This is a genomic window from Nocardia citri (assembly GCF_054065835.1).
In genome coordinates this window covers 1-16,574 of the sequence record NZ_JBSUQM010000042.1, presented here as the reverse complement: position 1 = coordinate 16,574, position 16,574 = coordinate 1, and the positions used below count along the sequence as shown (strand labels likewise).

General features: G+C 67.1%; 18 protein-coding genes and 1 pseudogene. 12 read left to right on the top strand and 7 right to left on the bottom strand.

Annotated features, from left to right (window positions below; translation table 11 throughout):
* Window positions 1–92 precede the first annotated feature (92 nt).
* The gene (locus ACW2Q0_RS30165) at window positions 93–953 is read left to right on the top strand and encodes a ParA family protein (protein ID WP_457194319.1); all 861 of its coding nucleotides are present in this window, start codon (window positions 93–95) and stop codon (window positions 951–953) included.
* Window positions 950–1,240: a hypothetical protein gene (locus ACW2Q0_RS30160; protein ID WP_457194318.1), complete on the top strand. Its 291-nt coding sequence runs from the start codon at window positions 950–952 to the stop codon at window positions 1,238–1,240. The genes ACW2Q0_RS30165 and ACW2Q0_RS30160 overlap by 4 nt, the downstream gene beginning before the upstream one ends.
* A gap of 117 nt (window positions 1,241–1,357) precedes the next feature.
* Here ACW2Q0_RS30160 and ACW2Q0_RS30155 read toward each other — a convergent pair whose 3' ends face one another.
* The 5 genes from ACW2Q0_RS30155 to ACW2Q0_RS30135 all read right to left on the bottom strand — a co-directional run bounded on the left by ACW2Q0_RS30155 (window position 1,358) and on the right by ACW2Q0_RS30135 (window position 4,834).
* Complete coding sequence (locus ACW2Q0_RS30155; RefSeq protein ID WP_457194317.1) at window positions 1,358–2,437, bottom strand: hypothetical protein; 1,080 nt, start codon at window positions 2,435–2,437, stop codon at window positions 1,358–1,360.
* Between the two features lie 338 nt (window positions 2,438–2,775).
* Complete coding sequence (locus tag ACW2Q0_RS30150; protein WP_457194316.1) at window positions 2,776–2,982, bottom strand: hypothetical protein; 207 nt, start codon at window positions 2,980–2,982, stop codon at window positions 2,776–2,778.
* A gap of 86 nt (window positions 2,983–3,068) precedes the next feature.
* On the bottom strand, window positions 3,069–3,716 hold the full coding sequence (locus ACW2Q0_RS30145) for a histone deacetylase (protein WP_457194315.1): 648 nt from the start codon (window positions 3,714–3,716) through the stop codon (window positions 3,069–3,071).
* Between the two features lie 42 nt (window positions 3,717–3,758).
* On the bottom strand, window positions 3,759–3,992 hold the full coding sequence (locus tag ACW2Q0_RS30140; protein WP_457194314.1) for a hypothetical protein: 234 nt from the start codon (window positions 3,990–3,992) through the stop codon (window positions 3,759–3,761).
* Entirely contained in the window at window positions 3,989–4,834 is an 846-nt protein-coding gene (locus tag ACW2Q0_RS30135; RefSeq protein ID WP_457194313.1) for a GntR family transcriptional regulator, read from the bottom strand. Before ACW2Q0_RS30135 ends, ACW2Q0_RS30140 begins: the two co-directional genes overlap by 4 nt.
* Before the next feature lie 120 nt (window positions 4,835–4,954).
* Between ACW2Q0_RS30135 and ACW2Q0_RS30130 the strand changes: the two genes are divergently transcribed.
* The 10 genes from ACW2Q0_RS30130 to ACW2Q0_RS30085 all read left to right on the top strand — a co-directional run bounded on the left by ACW2Q0_RS30130 (window position 4,955) and on the right by ACW2Q0_RS30085 (window position 15,287).
* On the top strand, window positions 4,955–5,266 hold the full coding sequence (locus tag ACW2Q0_RS30130) for a hypothetical protein (protein WP_457194312.1): 312 nt from the start codon (window positions 4,955–4,957) through the stop codon (window positions 5,264–5,266).
* Window positions 5,266–5,517, top strand: a complete 252-nt coding sequence (locus ACW2Q0_RS30125) for a hypothetical protein (protein WP_457194311.1) — start codon at window positions 5,266–5,268, stop codon at window positions 5,515–5,517. The genes ACW2Q0_RS30130 and ACW2Q0_RS30125 overlap by 1 nt, the downstream gene beginning before the upstream one ends.
* Window positions 5,514–5,783: a hypothetical protein gene (locus tag ACW2Q0_RS30120; protein WP_457194310.1), complete on the top strand. Its 270-nt coding sequence runs from the start codon at window positions 5,514–5,516 to the stop codon at window positions 5,781–5,783. The genes ACW2Q0_RS30125 and ACW2Q0_RS30120 overlap by 4 nt, the downstream gene beginning before the upstream one ends.
* A complete protein-coding gene (locus ACW2Q0_RS30115) occupies window positions 5,768–7,642 on the top strand; it encodes a type IV secretory system conjugative DNA transfer family protein (RefSeq protein WP_457194309.1) in 1,875 nt (624 codons plus the stop codon). The genes ACW2Q0_RS30120 and ACW2Q0_RS30115 overlap by 16 nt, the downstream gene beginning before the upstream one ends.
* Window positions 7,639–8,427, top strand: coding sequence for a DUF4913 domain-containing protein (locus tag ACW2Q0_RS30110; RefSeq protein WP_457194308.1), 789 nt, complete (start codon window positions 7,639–7,641; stop codon window positions 8,425–8,427). The genes ACW2Q0_RS30115 and ACW2Q0_RS30110 overlap by 4 nt, the downstream gene beginning before the upstream one ends.
* A complete protein-coding gene (locus ACW2Q0_RS30105; protein WP_457194307.1) occupies window positions 8,424–11,387 on the top strand; it encodes a toprim domain-containing protein in 2,964 nt (987 codons plus the stop codon). Before ACW2Q0_RS30110 ends, ACW2Q0_RS30105 begins: the two co-directional genes overlap by 4 nt.
* 13 nt (window positions 11,388–11,400) lie before the next feature.
* Window positions 11,401–13,593, top strand: coding sequence for an RRQRL motif-containing zinc-binding protein (locus tag ACW2Q0_RS30100; RefSeq protein WP_457194306.1), 2,193 nt, complete (start codon window positions 11,401–11,403; stop codon window positions 13,591–13,593).
* Window positions 13,590–13,892, top strand: coding sequence for a hypothetical protein (locus ACW2Q0_RS30095; protein WP_457194305.1), 303 nt, complete (start codon window positions 13,590–13,592; stop codon window positions 13,890–13,892). Before ACW2Q0_RS30100 ends, ACW2Q0_RS30095 begins: the two co-directional genes overlap by 4 nt.
* On the top strand, window positions 13,892–14,173 hold the full coding sequence (locus ACW2Q0_RS30090) for a hypothetical protein (RefSeq protein WP_457194304.1): 282 nt from the start codon (window positions 13,892–13,894) through the stop codon (window positions 14,171–14,173). Before ACW2Q0_RS30095 ends, ACW2Q0_RS30090 begins: the two co-directional genes overlap by 1 nt.
* Before the next feature lie 388 nt (window positions 14,174–14,561).
* A complete protein-coding gene (locus ACW2Q0_RS30085) occupies window positions 14,562–15,287 on the top strand; it encodes a hypothetical protein (protein WP_457194303.1) in 726 nt (241 codons plus the stop codon).
* An 82-nt stretch (window positions 15,288–15,369) separates the two neighbouring features.
* On the opposite strand, the gene ACW2Q0_RS30080 is transcribed toward ACW2Q0_RS30085, so the two are convergent.
* Together ACW2Q0_RS30080 and ACW2Q0_RS30075 are read right to left on the bottom strand one after the other, a co-directional pair.
* Complete coding sequence (locus ACW2Q0_RS30080) at window positions 15,370–15,915, bottom strand: hypothetical protein (protein ID WP_457194302.1); 546 nt, start codon at window positions 15,913–15,915, stop codon at window positions 15,370–15,372.
* 121 nt (window positions 15,916–16,036) lie between these two features.
* Window positions 16,037–16,574, bottom strand: a pseudogene (locus ACW2Q0_RS30075) (hypothetical protein); the annotation flags it as partial.

Below are 16,574 nucleotides of genomic sequence, written 5' to 3'. Positions count from 1 at the left end.
CGTTTTAACTAAACGTATATATAATAATAGCTATGCTAGCATCACTAGCTATCTCCGCTATCAGTACTTGCTATCGGTGTTAGGTTCGCTGCGTGAGCACACCGAGCGCACCGAGCGGCTCTAGCCCGCTGAGCGATCCTGGCACGCAGACCCGGGTCATCGTCATCGCCAACCAGAAGGGCGGCGTCGGCAAGACCGCGACAACGCTCGGCCTCGCCAGTGCGGTGATGCACGCCGGTGGCCGAGCGCTGATCATCGACATGGACCCCCAAGGCAATGCCACCGACGGTGTCGGCGTAGAGGTCGCCGACGGACAGCGCACCGTCGCGGACCTGTTCGACCGCGGCGTGCGCCCCGGGGACCTCGCCGATGTGGTCGTGGCCTCGGCGTGGGATCGGGTGGATGTTGCGCCCGCGAACACAGACCTCGGGTCGGTAGCCGAGTCGGGCAACAGCGACATCGTGTGGCGCCTGGATCAAGCGTTCGAGGGTGTGGACCTGTCCGCCTACGACGCGGTGCTGTTCGACTGCCCGCCGACACTGGGCACGCTGCTGTTCGCGCCGCTGGTCGTCGCGCAGGAAGCCCTGATCGTCACCGAGGCGACCCGCAACAGCCTCAAGGGTGTCGGCGAGCTGGAGCGGACCATTCTGCGCGTGCAGCGCCGACCCAACCCGCGCATGCACATCGGATCGATCGTGGTGTCCAAGCGCAAGGCCCGCGGCGAGCACAACAGCCGCGAGCCCGAGCTGCGCACCGCCTACGGCACCCTCGGCGACGGAAACGGCGGCCTGGTCGCGCGCACCGTCATCCCCGACCTGGGCGCCCGCGAGGACGCGGACTCCGCGTCGGTGCCGATGCACCAATTCCGTGGCGGCAAGGCCATCGCCCTGCAGGTCGCCTACACCGACCTGGCCACCGAGCTTGGACTACTGCCGGAAGGAGCCCACGCGTGACCCCTATCGAGCGCAAGCCCGCCATCGGCCGGCGCCCCCACCCGGCCGACGACATCCCGGACAAGCCCAACCCCACACCAGCTGTGCAGCCGCCGACCCTGCCGGGGCCGGTGCCGATCGAGGAACGACTGATCGAACAACACAACGTGCGGATCCGGCCATCGACCAAGGACCGGCTCGGCCGCGCGGTCGACAAACTGCGCTACGAGACCGGCGACCGGTCGATCTCCATCGCATCGATCACCGACCTAGCCCTGCGCGAGTACATGGACCGCAACGGCTGCTAAGCCTCTGACCTGCAAAGCTATCCACGCTAGCGTGGATAGCTAGCCTCGATAGAGCCGATAGCGGAGCGACGTGAGCCGGGCGCGGAAACCTCGCGCTCGCTCGATCCTCCGATGAGGTCAGCGTCCCCGTGCCCGCTGGGTCAGTTCGCGCCGCGCCTCGGTGGCCCCGCGGGCACGTCGTGCGGCCCGGTCGGCGGCACCCTGCGCCAGCTCGTCGCGAATTCGCCGAGCCTCGGCGTTCATACCGTCAGCGGCGAGCATCGCCTGGGCGCGGTCCTCCTCGCGCTGGCGGGCCCGGTGTGCCCGCTCGGCCTCCTGGAGCGCGACCGTGCGCGCCCGGTCCAGGCGGGCCGGGGGCACGTCGTCGGGGATCTGGTTCAGGATCGACCACAGGTAGCCCGCCGGATTACGCGGCCCGTCCAGCAGCTTCTTACCCGAGATCCGGAACTCCTCGATGCCGCCGTAGACGTCGTCGATGTCCCACCCGGCGACGGCCTTGCGCGTCAGCAGCGCCGCCAACCGTCCCGGGCGTATCTCTCGCACCCAGAGCGGGAAACGTTCGTCACGGCGCACGCCAGAGGCCAGTTTCACCGCCTTCTGGTCGTATGCTGGTGCGCGCTTGGCCCGACGGCTCTTGTCCGGGCTGCGCGGAGCGCATCGTTTCATCGCGCTTTCGGTCGAAGAAGCAAATTTCGGCCGTGAGAGGAAAACGGAACCTTCGCTACGCTCAGGAGGGGTGCCAAAACCCTGGTCAAGCAACGTTTCCACGATCCGGTTATCCACAGGGAAGTCCGCGGTTTCGTGCAGCGCGGACACCGATGCCCAGCCGCGGTTCGGATCCTCGCGGCGCCAGGACTCCAGGGCCTCGACTTTGGTGCGCTGGCGGCCTCGGAACACGGTGGTGCGGGTGCCGAGTTTGTGAGTCAGGCGGCGGCACCGGAACACAGTGGATCGCTCGCGGCTGGTGGCCTTCTGCAGCTCGGCGACCGTGGCCTGAGCGCCACGCCCGGTCCGATGGTTCGCGCTGCTCGACTCGGCGACGAGGTATTTTTCGAGAGTCTTGCGACTCACCGAGTCGACCATGTTCTGCCGCCGCAGCAGCTTGTAGTGCATGTCGTAGAGCGCGAGATTGTGCGCGATCCATCGCGCGCGGCTCCACCAGCACGCCGGGACGGTGTCGTAGGCGTCGTCGGGCAACTTCAACCGCAGCCGAGGCATCGGAAACAGCGGGAACAACGCAGCCGCCGGCGTCGGTCCGCGACGGCGGCGAGGGGAGGAGGTGGTGGTGGTGCACCCTCGTCCAGATGCGCGAAAAGGTAGCTCAGTCGGTTTGTCCGCGAAATCGTGACCAGCTGCACCGGTCGAGTTCCTTTGTTGCGGACGTGCGGCCTTGCTACCCTGAGAACCGCTTCGCAAAAGCGTGGTCCTATCAGGGACTTCGAAGAGCCGCCCAGCTGGTAACTGGGCGGCCTTCCTCGTTTACGGGGGATTTGCCACCGCTTGGTAAGGGCGGTGGATGTGGTACTTCGTCTGACTTATGCCGAGATGGGGAGCGCCTCCTGCTGCGAGTTGGGGACGCCGGGGTAGTCGGGCAATCCGAGCTCACGCCGCAACGCGATCTCGTACAGCGTCCGCTTGTTTACGCCTCGCACAGCCACCTCGTGATCGATTGCCTCGACTACTTCACGAGACAGGTCGAGACCGACGCTCTTCGTGGGGGGCAACTTCGCGGGTCTAGCCATGCTTGTAATTCCTAGAGGTAACGCGAGGCATCCCGTGGGAGGCGCGCCGGGCTCGATGTCCCACATTTTTGGGAAAGGCTGCGGTGTTACAACAGCTGCACGTCAGTTTCCGCGAGAGCATGCAGTTCGGTGTGATCCCAATGGCCTTGAACGCCAGGCAGTTTCGAGAGGTATTCGACAACAGCATCGTCTCCCCAACGATGCGACTCGCGTAGGCCTGCCGCGAGCATGCCGAGATAGCGTGCCGATGGCTTCCTGAGTTCGACGGTGGCCGGATCCCAAGGAGAGGTGAAGGTCATGACCGGGAACCCGTCCATGTCGTCGACATGGACGAGGGTCTCGTACCGGCCCTGACCGAGCTGCACCTTGCCGGTCGAGATGATCTCGTCCACATCGAGATCTGGTGTCTCACCAGGGATTCGGTACATCTCCTGAGTGCAGAGGTCGCTGAACTGCTGATACGTGAGCAGGTAGCCGCGCGCTGCTGCACCTCTCACCCAACCGTCCGCGGGTGATGTTGCGTAGAACGCGACACCACCGGTCCAGACCGGTGATTGCCAGGCGAAGTAGATGCTGCCAGGCAGGGTCAGGGGTTTGGTCTTGAGAGGTGGTGTGCGGTCACGGAATCCGGGGTAGGTGTGCCCGGTTCCGGGTGGTGTCCCTCCGTCGATGTAGTACGCCAGCCTGCGGGCGTTGAGATTGGAACCGTAGGCGGCGTACCACACGTGGGTCACGGAGGGCCTTTCGTCGTTGGAGGGCACAGGAATTCGGGTCGATCAGTCCGATAGCGGCTGGTGGTTGCTGCCCGTGATCGACCGGTAGTACATGCCGCCGGGGCCTTGCCGGATGCCGCGAGATTCGTTGCTGAGGGCACGCGCAGCCTGTTGGAGTGCGGTGTTCCAGTCCTCGGACAGCTCGGGGTCGCGCATCGACATGACCAGCTCTGCCGCGCGGTCCCAAATCGCGGCCTCGCCGGTGGGGTCGTAGCGGTTGGGTTCTGGGGTGCTCATGGAGTAGTCCTTCCGGGTCGGGCGGTAGCGCCATTGGTTGCGGGTCGGTTCTCGGGGACGTGCAGGTCGTAGCGGAGTCGTAGAGCGTCACCGGAGAAGACGCTGAGCAGGACACGGACACGGCGGCCGGTGACGTCGATGCCGACCCGGGCGTGCTGACCGACAGGCGTGCCCGGCTGCTGCTCGAGCAGCGCTGCCTCGTCCGGCTCGGGCATTCGCACGGTGATTTCGTCGGAGAACTGGGTCTGCCTAAAGCCCAGTGCGCGGTAGATACCGCCGGGATAGACGACATTGCCTTCGGCACGCAACGGTGCGACGCCATCGATCTCCATGTTCGCGATATCCAAGGGCGTCCAGGTGTCGGCGATCATGGCCAGCTGCTCGGGCACCTGCGGCTTGGTGACGTACCGCAGCCGCCGCCGGCGCAGCAGGATTGTTCCCGGCTTGCATTCGAGATAACCGGCCACATGGGCAGGAGCAGGCAGCTCAGCGACACCAGCGACGACCTGCCGAGTTCCCCACCCATCCGAGTGAGCATCGGCTTCCCACTGGTCGACCATGTTGACCGGATCGTCGGAGTACGCGCCGAGCTCGAACTTGGTGAGATGCCAGGTGATGAGGTCACGGCTGCGCACCATCCGACCGAGGCCCGCGACGGCCGCAGTCAGTAGCCCCTCCTGCTCAAGTCTGCGGATCGCCTCGCGGACCGTGGGCCGACTGAAGTTGTAGCGGTCGGCGAGGTCAAGTTCCGCGGGGATCTTGTCGCCGGGCTGAAGCCCGCCGCTGCTGATCTGCTCGCGCAGGTCGTCGTATACGACCTTCCATCTCGGGCGCCTGTTCATGATCTCCATCATCTCTTCTTTGTAAGTACAGACAAGACAAGGGTATTGCCTCGTCCTCCACTTTGTCATTACAGTCATTACAAACATGACAGACAGTACATGTGGTTGGAAGGGGAAACGATGAACATCCCGGCTACTTGGAGCCGCGAGACCTGGCGTCGCGCAGCGGCTCCCACGATTCCGGCGGTCATCGAGCAGAACGGGCATCTGATCAGCGAGGCCACGGCCCATCACGCCGACTACGTCGGCCAGGGCCGCTGGCACCTGGATTACCTGCCGGGTCGGCAGCTGACCCGTGAGCAGGCGGTGGCCGGTATGCGGATCGCGATCGCTCCGGAGCGTCTCGAGGTCGAACGCTGGGCGGGGCTGCTGGGCCTGACTGCGGCGGAGGCTGTGGGTTTCGCGGCTCTGCCGGTGGGGGTGAGCGCGTGATGGCCCGTCGTGAGCGTGTGGTCGATGTGGTGATCCCGATCGCGCCACCGACGGATGCGGGAGGTTCCGGCGTTGGTGTGGTGGTCGCGATGGGCGCGCTGCTGGTCGCGGTCGTGCTGTTCGCGGTCATCGTGTGCGTCGCGGTCAGTACGACCGATTTCGGGCCGGGCGCGACCGTGCCGACCGGGCCGGGCTGTGCCCCGTTCTGCCCGTCGGCGACACCGACTGTTCCGGGGCAGGTGGCCCGATGAGCGCCACCGAAACCCTCTGTGCCGTGCGGCTTTTCCAGTTGCACCGCGACCGGGATCTCACCGGTTTCTCGGGTGTGGGCGTCGTCGCTGACGGGGTCGTGTGGCCCGACGGCACGGTCTCCATGCGCTGGCGTGGCCCGATCCGCACGACCGTCGACGCCTCCTCGCTCGACGACGTCCAGACCGTTCACGGCCACGACGGCGCGACCCGCGTCGTGCTGCTGGTCGATATCTCGGAAGGCGGTGCGACGTGGATCGCAGCGTGAAGGCCCCTGGTAAGCGCGATCTTTCGGAGTGGAAGGAGCTGATCGCGGTCGGTGCGTTCGGTGGCCTCGGTGAGGCGGCCGGGATGTCGATGCGGGTCGGTGAGGCCCTCTACAGCGACACCCAGCAAGACGTGCCGTGGAACCCGCTGAGCCTGGGCATCAATCTGGCGACCGGTCATCTGGAGTGGACCGGCGCGGCCACTGGTGGCGCGGTCACCCTCGTGGCTGGCGCCGCTGTCGGTGTCGGGCTGTCGATGTGGGCCTACCGCAAGGCGTGCGCGAAGTGCCGCCAGCTGGCCGGAAAGACCGGCAAGGGCAAGAAGATTCCCCGCGAGGCCATCGATTCCCAAGCCCGCTACATGGCGCGTGGGCGCGAGCTGGACTCGCTGTCGTGGGAGGCGGCAGCGGCCAAGGCCGCCAAGCTGAAGGTGCGGCTGCGTCCGGAGGATGAGCCGGGCGTGCTGATCGGGCGTGCGGTCATCGACGGCCGCGAGTTGTTCGGCACGTATGAGGATCTGCACCTCGACATATGGGGGCCGCGTCAGGGCAAGTCCTCCTCGCGGGTGATCCCTGCTGTGATGGAAGCACCTGGCCCGGTGCTGGTCACCTCGAACAAGCGTGACGTTGTCGATGCCACTCGCAAGCTGCGCGAGGGCTCGGGGCGGCGGGTGTGGGTGTTCGATCCGCAGCAGATCGCGCGTGAGGAGTGCACCTGGTACTGGGACCCGGCCGCGTGGGTCCTCGGTGAGGACGGCGGCGCGGGTGCTCAGCGCCGCGCGGCCGAGCTCGCCGGGCATTTCGCCGCATCGGGGGAATCCGATAGCCGCGACGCGTTCTTCGAGCCCGAGGGCGAAGAGCTGCTCGCGGGCCTGATCCTGGCGTGCGCGCTCGCGAAAAAGCCGATTACTCAGGTGTTTTCGTGGGTCACCAAGTCCAATGACCGCGCACCGGCCAAGATCGTCAAGGAGGCCGGGTACACGCTGGTGTCAGACGCGCTGAGCGACCAGTACAACGCGCAGCCCAAACAGCGTGACGGCGTCTTCTCGACGGCCAAGAAGATGGCGTCCTGCCTCAAGTACGAAGACGTGCGGCAGTGGGTGACACCACCGCAGGCCGGGGAGCGGCCGCGGACCTCCTTCGATGTGAACGCGTTCGTGACCAGCCGCGACACCCTGTTTCCGCTGTCGAAGGAGCAGAAGGGCAACGCGGGCCCGCTGCTGGTGGCTCTGTGCGCGGCGGTCGCGGCCGCCGGTGAGGCCGAGGGCACCAGGCATCCGGGTGGTCGGCTGCCGGTGCCGATGCTGCTCATCCTGGATGAGGCCGCCAACATCGTGCGCTGGCGCGATCTGCCCAAGCAGTACTCGCATTTCGGGTCGCGCGGCATGGTCGTGATGACGATCTTGCAGTCGTGGGCACAGGGCTGCCGCTGCTGGGGCCGCGAGGGCATGGACGCGCTGTGGTCGGCGGCCAACATCAAGGTTCTGGGCGCTGGTCTGGATGACGGCGCGTTCCTGCGGGACCGCTCGGAGTTGATCGGCCCGCACTACGAGCTGGTCGATTCGGTGTCGGTCAGCAAGGGCGCGGGACCGCGTAGCCGCTCGGTGTCGACCTCGCGCACCTCCGAAACCACTTTGTACGCATCGGATTTGGGTGCACTGCCCACGGGCCGCTGCGTCGTGTTCTCCGCTGGGCGTCGCCCGATGTTGGTGGCGCCGGTGCCGTGGTGGCAGCGCCCCTACGGCGACCAGATCAACGCCGCGCTCAACGCCGCAGCGGCCACCCCTGAGAACTCCACCCGCGCAGGGCGGCACCTGCATGCCGTGCCGCGCATTTCTGCTGAGGAAGGCGAAACCGCATGAGCGACACCATGAACGACACCATCCCCGAGGCCGGGGAGGTCGCGGCCGAGCCGGTGCGGGTGGTCCCACAGATGGATCTGGGCGATCTGCTCGATGCCGCAGTCCGCAAGGCCGTCACGGCTCAGATCAACGCCGAGGCCAAGACCATCGCCGATGGTGTGGTCGCGGAGATGCTGACCCCCGAGGTCATCGCCGGGATGCGTGAGACGGCCATCATCGAGGCCGACCAGGCGCTGCGCCCGTCCGAACCGGCCCCCGAACCCGAGCCGGAACCCGAACCGGCTCCGGAGGCGGAGCCCGAGGACGCGGCCGAGGAGGAGCCGGAGCTTCGCTACCGCACTCTCCCCGCGTTCGTCGACGGATTCATCGCACACACCTACCGGCGTGAGGTCAGCGCGCCCGGCAGCGACAAGACCATCCGGTGGTGCCCGCTGTGGTTCAAGCACGGCGAGGCCGTCTCGCGGTTGGAGGCGCTGTGGCGGGCCTTCGAGGAGGCGCGCCGGGGCGACGGCGGCGAGATGGCCGCCTGGTGGGTGACGTTGTGCGACCCGACGATGGATCGCCTCTTCGATCCCAAGGGCACCTTCGAGTACTGCTCGGTGGAGGACGGGCACGAGTACCAGGACAAGTTGATCAAGCTGCCGTTGGTGCCCGCACCGCCCGAGGCGTTCCCGGACGGTCACGCTCACGATGAGCCCACCTCGGTGTCGTCGCGGATCTTCGTGCCGCCGGCATCGACGGTGCGCAACCGGTTCGTCGACGGTGCGTGGGAGTTTCCCGGATGACTGCCGCCCACACCCGTGATCAGGGGTCGTGGGCGACGATCACCGCCGCCCTCGACCGCACCGTCGGTCCCGGCCGCCCGTCCGGGGCCTGGACGCGGTATTGCTGCCCCGCCCACGAGGGCGACGGCCGCGGGCACCGGCCCAGCCTGGGCGTGAAGTACGACAGCGCCCAGCAGCGCACCGTGGTGCGCTGCTTCGCCGGGTGCGACAACGAGCTCGTTCTGGACACCCTGGGTTTGCAGGTCCGTGACATGTTCGACCGGCGTATCGAGCGCACCAGCGAATCGTCACGGCGCCCGAACCAGCAACGCCCTCGCGAGGTCTCACGCGCGGACCGCGCCATCGACACGGCGGGCCTGCCGCTGCAATCCAAGAAGCCCGACCTCGGGCGTCAGCTCTCGGCATGGAAGGTCGTCGACACCTACACCTACGTTCGCGCCGACGGCACCGTCGCTGGTGAGGTCATCCGCCGCGAGGCGGACTTCGAACGCGGCCGCGACAAGACGTTCTCCCAGCGCCGGTGGGACACCCAGCGCGGGGACTGGGTCGATGAGGGCTTCGACAAGATCCCCTACAACCTGCCCGAAGTCCAGTCCGCGATCGAGGCAGGAATCCCGGTCTACCTGGTCGAAGGCGAAAAGGATGTCGAGTCCGCCCGCCGGGCCGGGCTCGTCGCCACCACCAACGCCGGTGGTGCGCTGTCGTGGACCGAGGAGCACTCCCAGTACCTCAAGGGCGCGAAGTTGCTGGTCTGCGTCGTCGATGCTGACGCCGCGGGCTACCGGCGCGGTGACCGCGTCCGCACCAGCATGCAGCCGCTGGTCGCGCGGCTGCGCATCGTCGCACCCGCCACCGGCAAGGACCTCACAGACCATCTCACCTGCGGTCATGAGGTCTCGGAGATGGTGCCGGTCCCGCACCTGGATCCCTTCACCCCGATCCCATCCACCACGCCTGCGCGGCAGGCGAATCCAACTCCCGCAGCCGAGACCACCGTCTCGGCTGCTTCGTCTGTCCACCCCGCAACACCCGGAGGAAACGCCATGGCCGACCACCACCTCGTCCCGCAGCTGCACGACCACGCCCCCGATCAGACCCCCGACATCGACCACATGGGCGCGCACTGGGGCCGGTTCATGCAGATGATGCTCAACCAGCTGATGGCCTACGCCCAAAAGGTCGCCATCGCACGCAAGGCCGCCCAGGAGGTCCTGAAAGAGCGCGACGAGACGGAGCGGCGCGAGGCCGCCGCCAAGGAGGCCGCCGAGCGTGCGGCCGTCGAGGCGAAGTTGGAGAAACTGCGCCAGGCCGGATGGAACACCGCGACCCGTTCCCAGATCGTGGCCGCGCTGCGGGACGCGGCGGCGTGGGCACCGGATTCCCAGCGCGCCTCCGACGCCATGGCTGAGCTGGTCAGCCACATCCACACCCGGTGGGGTCTCCGCCTTGACCTGGAATCGGGGGAATTCCAGCTCGATGTCCCGACTGAGCTCAGCGGCGCGCTCGCGGCCGCTGAGACCGAGCGTGCGGCGGCATCGCGGCTGAGCACCGCTTCGGCCCGCATGGCCCAAGTCGTCGCCACAGTCGAAGGCCTGGAGGAATCCGAGCGCCAGGCGATCTTCGCCGAGATCCAGTCGTGGCGCGAAAACCCCTCCGCCAAGCAGCTGGAGCAGCTGAACAAGGCGTTGGCGGAGAAGAAGGTCGACGAGCGGGTCCGTACTCGGATCCGGTTCGTGGCCGGGTATTTGGGGCCGGATGTGACGATGCCCGTCGATCAGCTCGGCAGCGTCGCCGCGGTTTCCCCGACCGCTGAGCTGCGCCGCCTCGGTGAGCCGCTGGTCGACCCGGGTGAGGAGGTCAAACACCGGGTCGACACGATGCTGATCGACTTCCAGGTCAAGCTGCGCAACGGCCACGACACCGCCGGTGTGCAGCAGCGGCTGGCCGAAGCGGTCGCCGTGATGACCGAGGAAGACCGCGAGATCGCCCGCCAGCGCGGCATCGAGGTCCGCGCGAACCCCGGTGGTGAGTTCAAGCCGCTGTGGCCTGATCACGTCGACCGTGAGACGTTGGCCGAGAGCGTGCGCATGTACGCGGCGCTGGCGCCGGAAGCCGAGCGCCAGGCCGTCCTGTCCGGCGATATGGACGCGACCGCTGTCGAGCAGCTGCGCAAGCAGACCGCCACCCACCGCGCCCGCATCGACACAGCCCTGAAGACGGGGCTCGGGCTGCACGATCTCGAGCGTGACCAGTTGCGCGCCGTGCTCGTCGATGTGGAGGCCGGGGTCACGATCGTGCCGGAGATGCTGTTCGCGAGCGACCGGTTCGCGGCCGCGGTCGATGCCTCCCGCGCCGAAGATATCGCCGCGACGACCTCCCAGCTGCACCGTCGCCAGCTCACCGAGATCCTGAGCACCGGGTCGGTGCCGCCCTCGACGGTGCAGCGCACCACCGATGAGGTCACCCGCGTGTTCCAGGCTCAGTCACAGCTCGCGGCCGGGCACATCAACCTCGCCGAGTACGAGCAGCGCGGCATCGATGTGCGCCTGAATGCCTCCCTGGCCCGCGCCGGAGCGCCTGAGCCGGTCCGCAACAGCGTGCGAGCCCACCTCGACCGCGCGGCGGGCGAGTGCGCCATCACCGGCAAGCAGGCCACCCGGATCGCCTCACGCTGGGCCGAACGCACCGATCGGGTCGCCGCCGAGCGCACCCCGGCGCCACCGGCCTACGACAGCCCACAACGGCGTGAGGGCCTGGAACAGAGCCTGCGCGGTACCGACATGAGCGAGGACGAGATCGCCCAGCGCATGGCCGCCGACTCCGGGCACGCCAAACCACCGTCAGCGGCGGTACGCGGCAATGGCCGGGGCAAAACCCGCACCACCAAGCAGGGCGCGGGCGTGCGGCGCACCCACCACCGCCGCAACGGCAAAGGCCCCGAGCACGGTCTCGGCCTGTGAGGTCTTGCCCGCCATGACCGCCGTGCACGACCCCGAGCAGCCCGACACCTATCCCTGGATGGCTGCACCCGCACACCTGAAGACCCGCCGCCAACTGCGCGCGGCGGGCCTTCGGCCCAACGGCCAAGCACCCGTGGCCCAGATGGAACGCAAGCGCTACGGCCGCCGGTTGGTGGCCTTCCTTTTCGACAGCACAAAGGCGGCGCCGAAGCGCACCGCCAGCCCCGCGCAACTCGAAGCCGTCGCCAAAGCAGTCCGCGGGCATCAAACCCGCGCTGCCGAGCGACGCGGCATCCCCACCGCCGAGCTGCACCACCCCACAGACCCCGGCCCCGGATGGGCCGAGGAATCACCCGGATCCCACAACCACTCTCAGGGAGAAGCCCGCATGTCCGACACCACCGCCGAGCTCGCGCAGGCTGCCGATCAGCCGCGACTCGGAACACCGAACGGTCACGGCCAGCGCATCGCGCACCTGCTCGCCACGGCTGCGACGAATCAGGCCCGCTCGCGTCTCGAGCGCCTCGACATGACCATCGAGCAGGCCCAACGCGCAGGAGAGGAAGCCGCCGCGCAGCTGGGCCGCCAGATGCTCGCCTCGATCGAGCGCGTCGAAGAGCGCCTGGAGACGATCCCGTGGACCAACCGCGAGGGCGTGGCCAAGATGCTCGCCGATGCCCTGGTGTGGCAGCACGAGTCCACACCGATAGCCGCCGGTCTGGACCAGATCCGTGACTCCTACGCGCAGTGGGGTGTGCTCATCGACCCCGACCAGCTCAGCGTCAGCATCGATCCCCAGATCGATGCTGTAGCGCGTCAGGACAGCGCCGAGGCCGAATGCCTGCGGGCCCGCGAGGCGGCCGTGGTCGACATCGTCTCGGCCGCACCGCTGACCCCCGCGTCGAAAACCGCTGTCAGCCACGCGATCTCCTTCTGGCGTGGCGAGCAGCCCGACCCGGCCGACCCACGCGCCCACCTGCGCAACGAGGCGACCCGGCGCGAACTGCTGGGCGTGGACCTGGCCGACGCGCGACTGACCCCCGAGGACCGGGCCTACATCGAGTTCACCGTCGACTACCTGCGCGGTGATGTCGCCCAGATCGACTTGCTGACCAGTCCGGTGCTGGTCGACCCGGGCGAAGAGGCCCGTGGCCGAGTACCGCAGTTGCTGGAGCACTTCGCGCGCAACCAGATCGCCGGAGCCGAAGTCGCGGAACAGATTTCGGTGATGACCAACGACGATCAGCGCAAGGTCGCCGACGCCGGACGCGCGATCAAGGACGGCAAGCGGATCGACTTGCAGGTGTGGCCCGGCTACGTCGACCGCGAAGCGGTCCTCGAACAGATCCAGCTCTACGCCGAGGACGCCAGAGAGCAGCGCGATAACGCCGACTACATCGTCGATACCGACATCAGCGATGAGCAGCCCGAACAGATCGGCGTCAGCGACGATATCGGCGAGCGCATCACCCGCATGGCCGCCACCCGCGAGCAGCTGCGCGGCATCGTCCGTGACGGGCAGGGCCTGACCTCGATGGAACGGGCACAGCTGGCCGCCACCATCGACGACATCGACACCGGCCGCATCATGGGCAGCGAGCAGCTGCCCGAGCTGATGTGGGCCGACGAACGCACCAAAGCCGCGGTCGACTACATGCGTGCCCACCAGGCCGCTGCCGAACTGGCGGCCGCGACCCGCGAGGCTGTTACCCAGCGCATCGAGGCCGCTGGTGTCGAGGTCAGCCACCGCACCAACGCGGGCGCCCGGCTCAAAACGACGGTGTCCTCGATCGGCGACTCGATCTACAGCGTCGCCAGCGGCGCGCTCGGTTTCGGGGTGAACTACGAGCGCAAGGCCTACATCGAGAAGCGTGACCGGCTCGGCCACGCCCTTACAGAGGCAGGCGTCGAACCGGAGGTCAAACAGCAGATCCGCGCCGTCATCGACGGCAAAGCCCACGCGGCCGGAGAGATCGGGCACTCCGCCGCCTTCCGCCACAAGCGGTGGCAGGCCAAAACCGATCAGATCGTCGAAGCTCGCGATGACGCCATCGCCCAGCGCCAGGCCGCCGCCGCCGGCCGCGCCCCGAAGTCCAGCCGGGCCTGCACCACTCGTGCCGACCGGACCGCCCAAACGCACAAGCCAGCACCGGCCCGCGCGGCCGGACGGCGCAACCTGCACACCACCGAGGAGATCGGACGATGAGCCTGGAATCCGTCGACATGTTCATCATCGCCCGCCTCGACGATGACCTCGCGGTGGCCGACCTCTACAGCTGCGTGACCCACTACGACGCCGCCGACGGCACCGAGACCGGACCCACCGTGGAGGCATCGTGGGGTTCGGTCACCAGCGAGCCCACCGCCCCAGTCACCCTCGACGCGCTCGACCAGGCGCTCACCGAGTTCGGCTACCGCCGCACCACCGACTGGCACCAGCGCGTCACCGCCTCCGGCGCTGTGCGCTGGTTCGCCGAAGCCACCATCCGAATCGAGGACCTCTGATGAACACCGATCAGCCCCTGTCGCGGGCCCGTCGCCGGGAACTGTCCGAGCTGCTCGGCAAGATTCCGGCTTCCTGCCCGGCCGATCTGCACGACTGGACCGAGCGCGGCCACCACCGCAGCTACGACCCCGAGTTCGGCGACCCGGTCACCAGCCCCATCCCGAATGTGGTCGGCGCTATCGGCTGCCACGCCGAATCCACCGAGCTCGCACTCCGCGGCTGCTGGTGCGGCAAACTCTCCAAACCCCGCGCCCTGACCACGGCACAACCACCCGAATAGCCATCAACCATACGAAGGGCCCCGCCAACGGCGGGGCCCTTCTGCTGTCGCGACCTTCCCTCAATTTCGTGTCGAAAACCGGACACAGCGCAGGTCAGACGCGCGTGGTACCAGACATCGACCAGCATCTCTGATCTATCTGATTCGCTATTACCTTGCGCTGCTAACAGTTTCGGTACCCTTCCGCGTAAAGGCAGGCAGCGAAGGGGGCAGTTCTGTGCGGATGTTCGATCGCATCAGCAGAGGAGATCTCCGCGATGTCCTAGCGGCTGAGATCTTCGGGCCGCCTCCACCTGATCATGTCCCCCTCGATGCTCAGATCCTTCGCCATATCGTCCGCGACTGCGTACGGGTGACGGCCGATCAGTGCGCGGACTGGGTTGTCGCTATGAAGGACGCCGACCGCGATCCCTTGAAGACCGCGACAGCGGGCCTGCTGCGGTTGCCGTTCGAGTCGATGTGGATCGAATGGAACGCCCCCATACCTGGCTACTCCCCGAACAAGCCCCCGCAGGCAGCAGCGTGGGTGGCAGCGTACGAGCCGCCCGAGTGGGCCCCCGCAGGGTCGGTTCAGATCCTCGAATTCATGTCCTTCGTGGGTTTTCCGGACAAAGTCGTCTACTACCCGTGGATCGTTGTGGCGTTCGTCGACGAACTCGGGCAGCTCATCGAGATGGGCGTCAGCGGTATCGACCCCAAAGTGGGCACGCAAGCTTCCATGCCCACACTGCCCGCGTTCATGGCTATCGCGATCATGAACTGCCGCAACACCGAAGTCACTGAAGCTCGCGACCGCAGCCGCGAGGCTCGCCGACCGCGACCGGGTGGCGGCCGACCGTTCAAACCGCTCACCCACCATGTGATCAATCTGCCGGGGAGGGCCCCGCGGCCGGGCAGCGGCGTCAAAGCTTCGATGATCGGCGGCGGCGCGGCACCGTGGCACATGGTGCGGGGCCACTTCAAGACCTATACGACCGAAGCGCCCCTGATGGGCAAGCATGTAGGAACCTACTGGTGGCAACCAACCGTTCGGGGCGACCGCGAGCATGGAGTAGTGCAGTCCAGCTACAGAGTGATCCCGCCGCCCAGCTCGTCAGGCAGTCCTGTGCACTAGCTGTGGTGTCTCATGAGGTTGGTGCCTCGGTCGTGATCTCGAAGGCCAGCTGTTCAGGCCACGAAGTTCATGCCCGCCCGCACTACTCTTCCTCGATCACCCGCAACTGCAGAACCTGAGCGGCATCGTGAAGCGCTTCCTGGCCTTCCCGGTCTGCCTTCTCCTGCTTGAGTGGGTTAAAGGGTAGCCGCCCACCACATTCGTCACGGACCGCCGCGTAGAGCCGAAGGTCTTCGTCATCAGGATTTTCAGCGAGCCTTTCGTCGAGCTTCGACCCCAGTTCCGCAGAGCGTTCGTCGCTGATGCTGAACCTGAACCGCTTTGCTAACCGGTATCCGCCGGTCGTTGCGATACCGCTCCATTCCAGCGAGACCGGTGGTTCCGCGGAGGCAAGCTCCGCACGTGCTCGAAGAAACAGCTCTGTGGCCAGATTCTGTCGCCGTCGCGATGGAGTGGTGTACATCGCACGGTCCCTCACCCGAAGCAGATCGTTCGGGAACTGGATCACGGCGAACACCGCCAAGGCGTTACCTTGGTCGTCCACGGCAACCCAAGCCTGTTTCTGCAGCCCGCCTTCAGACTGAAGGGCGCATCTCTGAATCCCGCCCCCAATGGTCGGTCCGCTCATCTGTCCAGTATCAGCGTGGGCGTGGCGACGTCGGGAATCCGCCGGTATTCGCCCGGTTTCCCATTCGAACGTGTGTCCGATTCCTGACCTCCAATGATTGAACCTAATCGGCGACTACCAGTTAGAACGGCGGTTCGTCGTCGTTGTCGCTGCTGCCGCCGAAGGAACCTGGCGCGGAGCCCCAGGGATCGCTGCCGCCGAAGCCCTGGCGGCCTCGACGGTAGGCTTCCATCTCCGCTTCGGCTTCGGCCTCCAGCCGGGCCCGGTCGGCACGTGTCCGCGGCAGCGGGGTGACCTTTCCGTACCTGGCCTTGCGGTAGCGCTGATGAAGCTCGGCACGGTGGGACTGCGGCGGCGGGTCCCACTGATCGCGGTCTTCGTCGGGTTCGACGTCATCCGGATCCACGTTGGCGATCTGGCACAGCGCCAAGAAGATCACCTCCACGGTCTCCCACTGCGGCAGGGCTTTCGCGATCAGAGTGCGCCGAACCGTCTCGGGATTGGCGGTTCCTTTCTGCTGATCCTCGGGCAGCCCCTTGATGACTCGAGCTATTTCCCGCACCGGGGGAGCGTCCGCGGCAATGTAGAACCGCCACAGCATGTCGATCAGCATCCCGGAGTCCTCGGGCACATCAGTCGGTCTGGACAAGCGCGGCGGC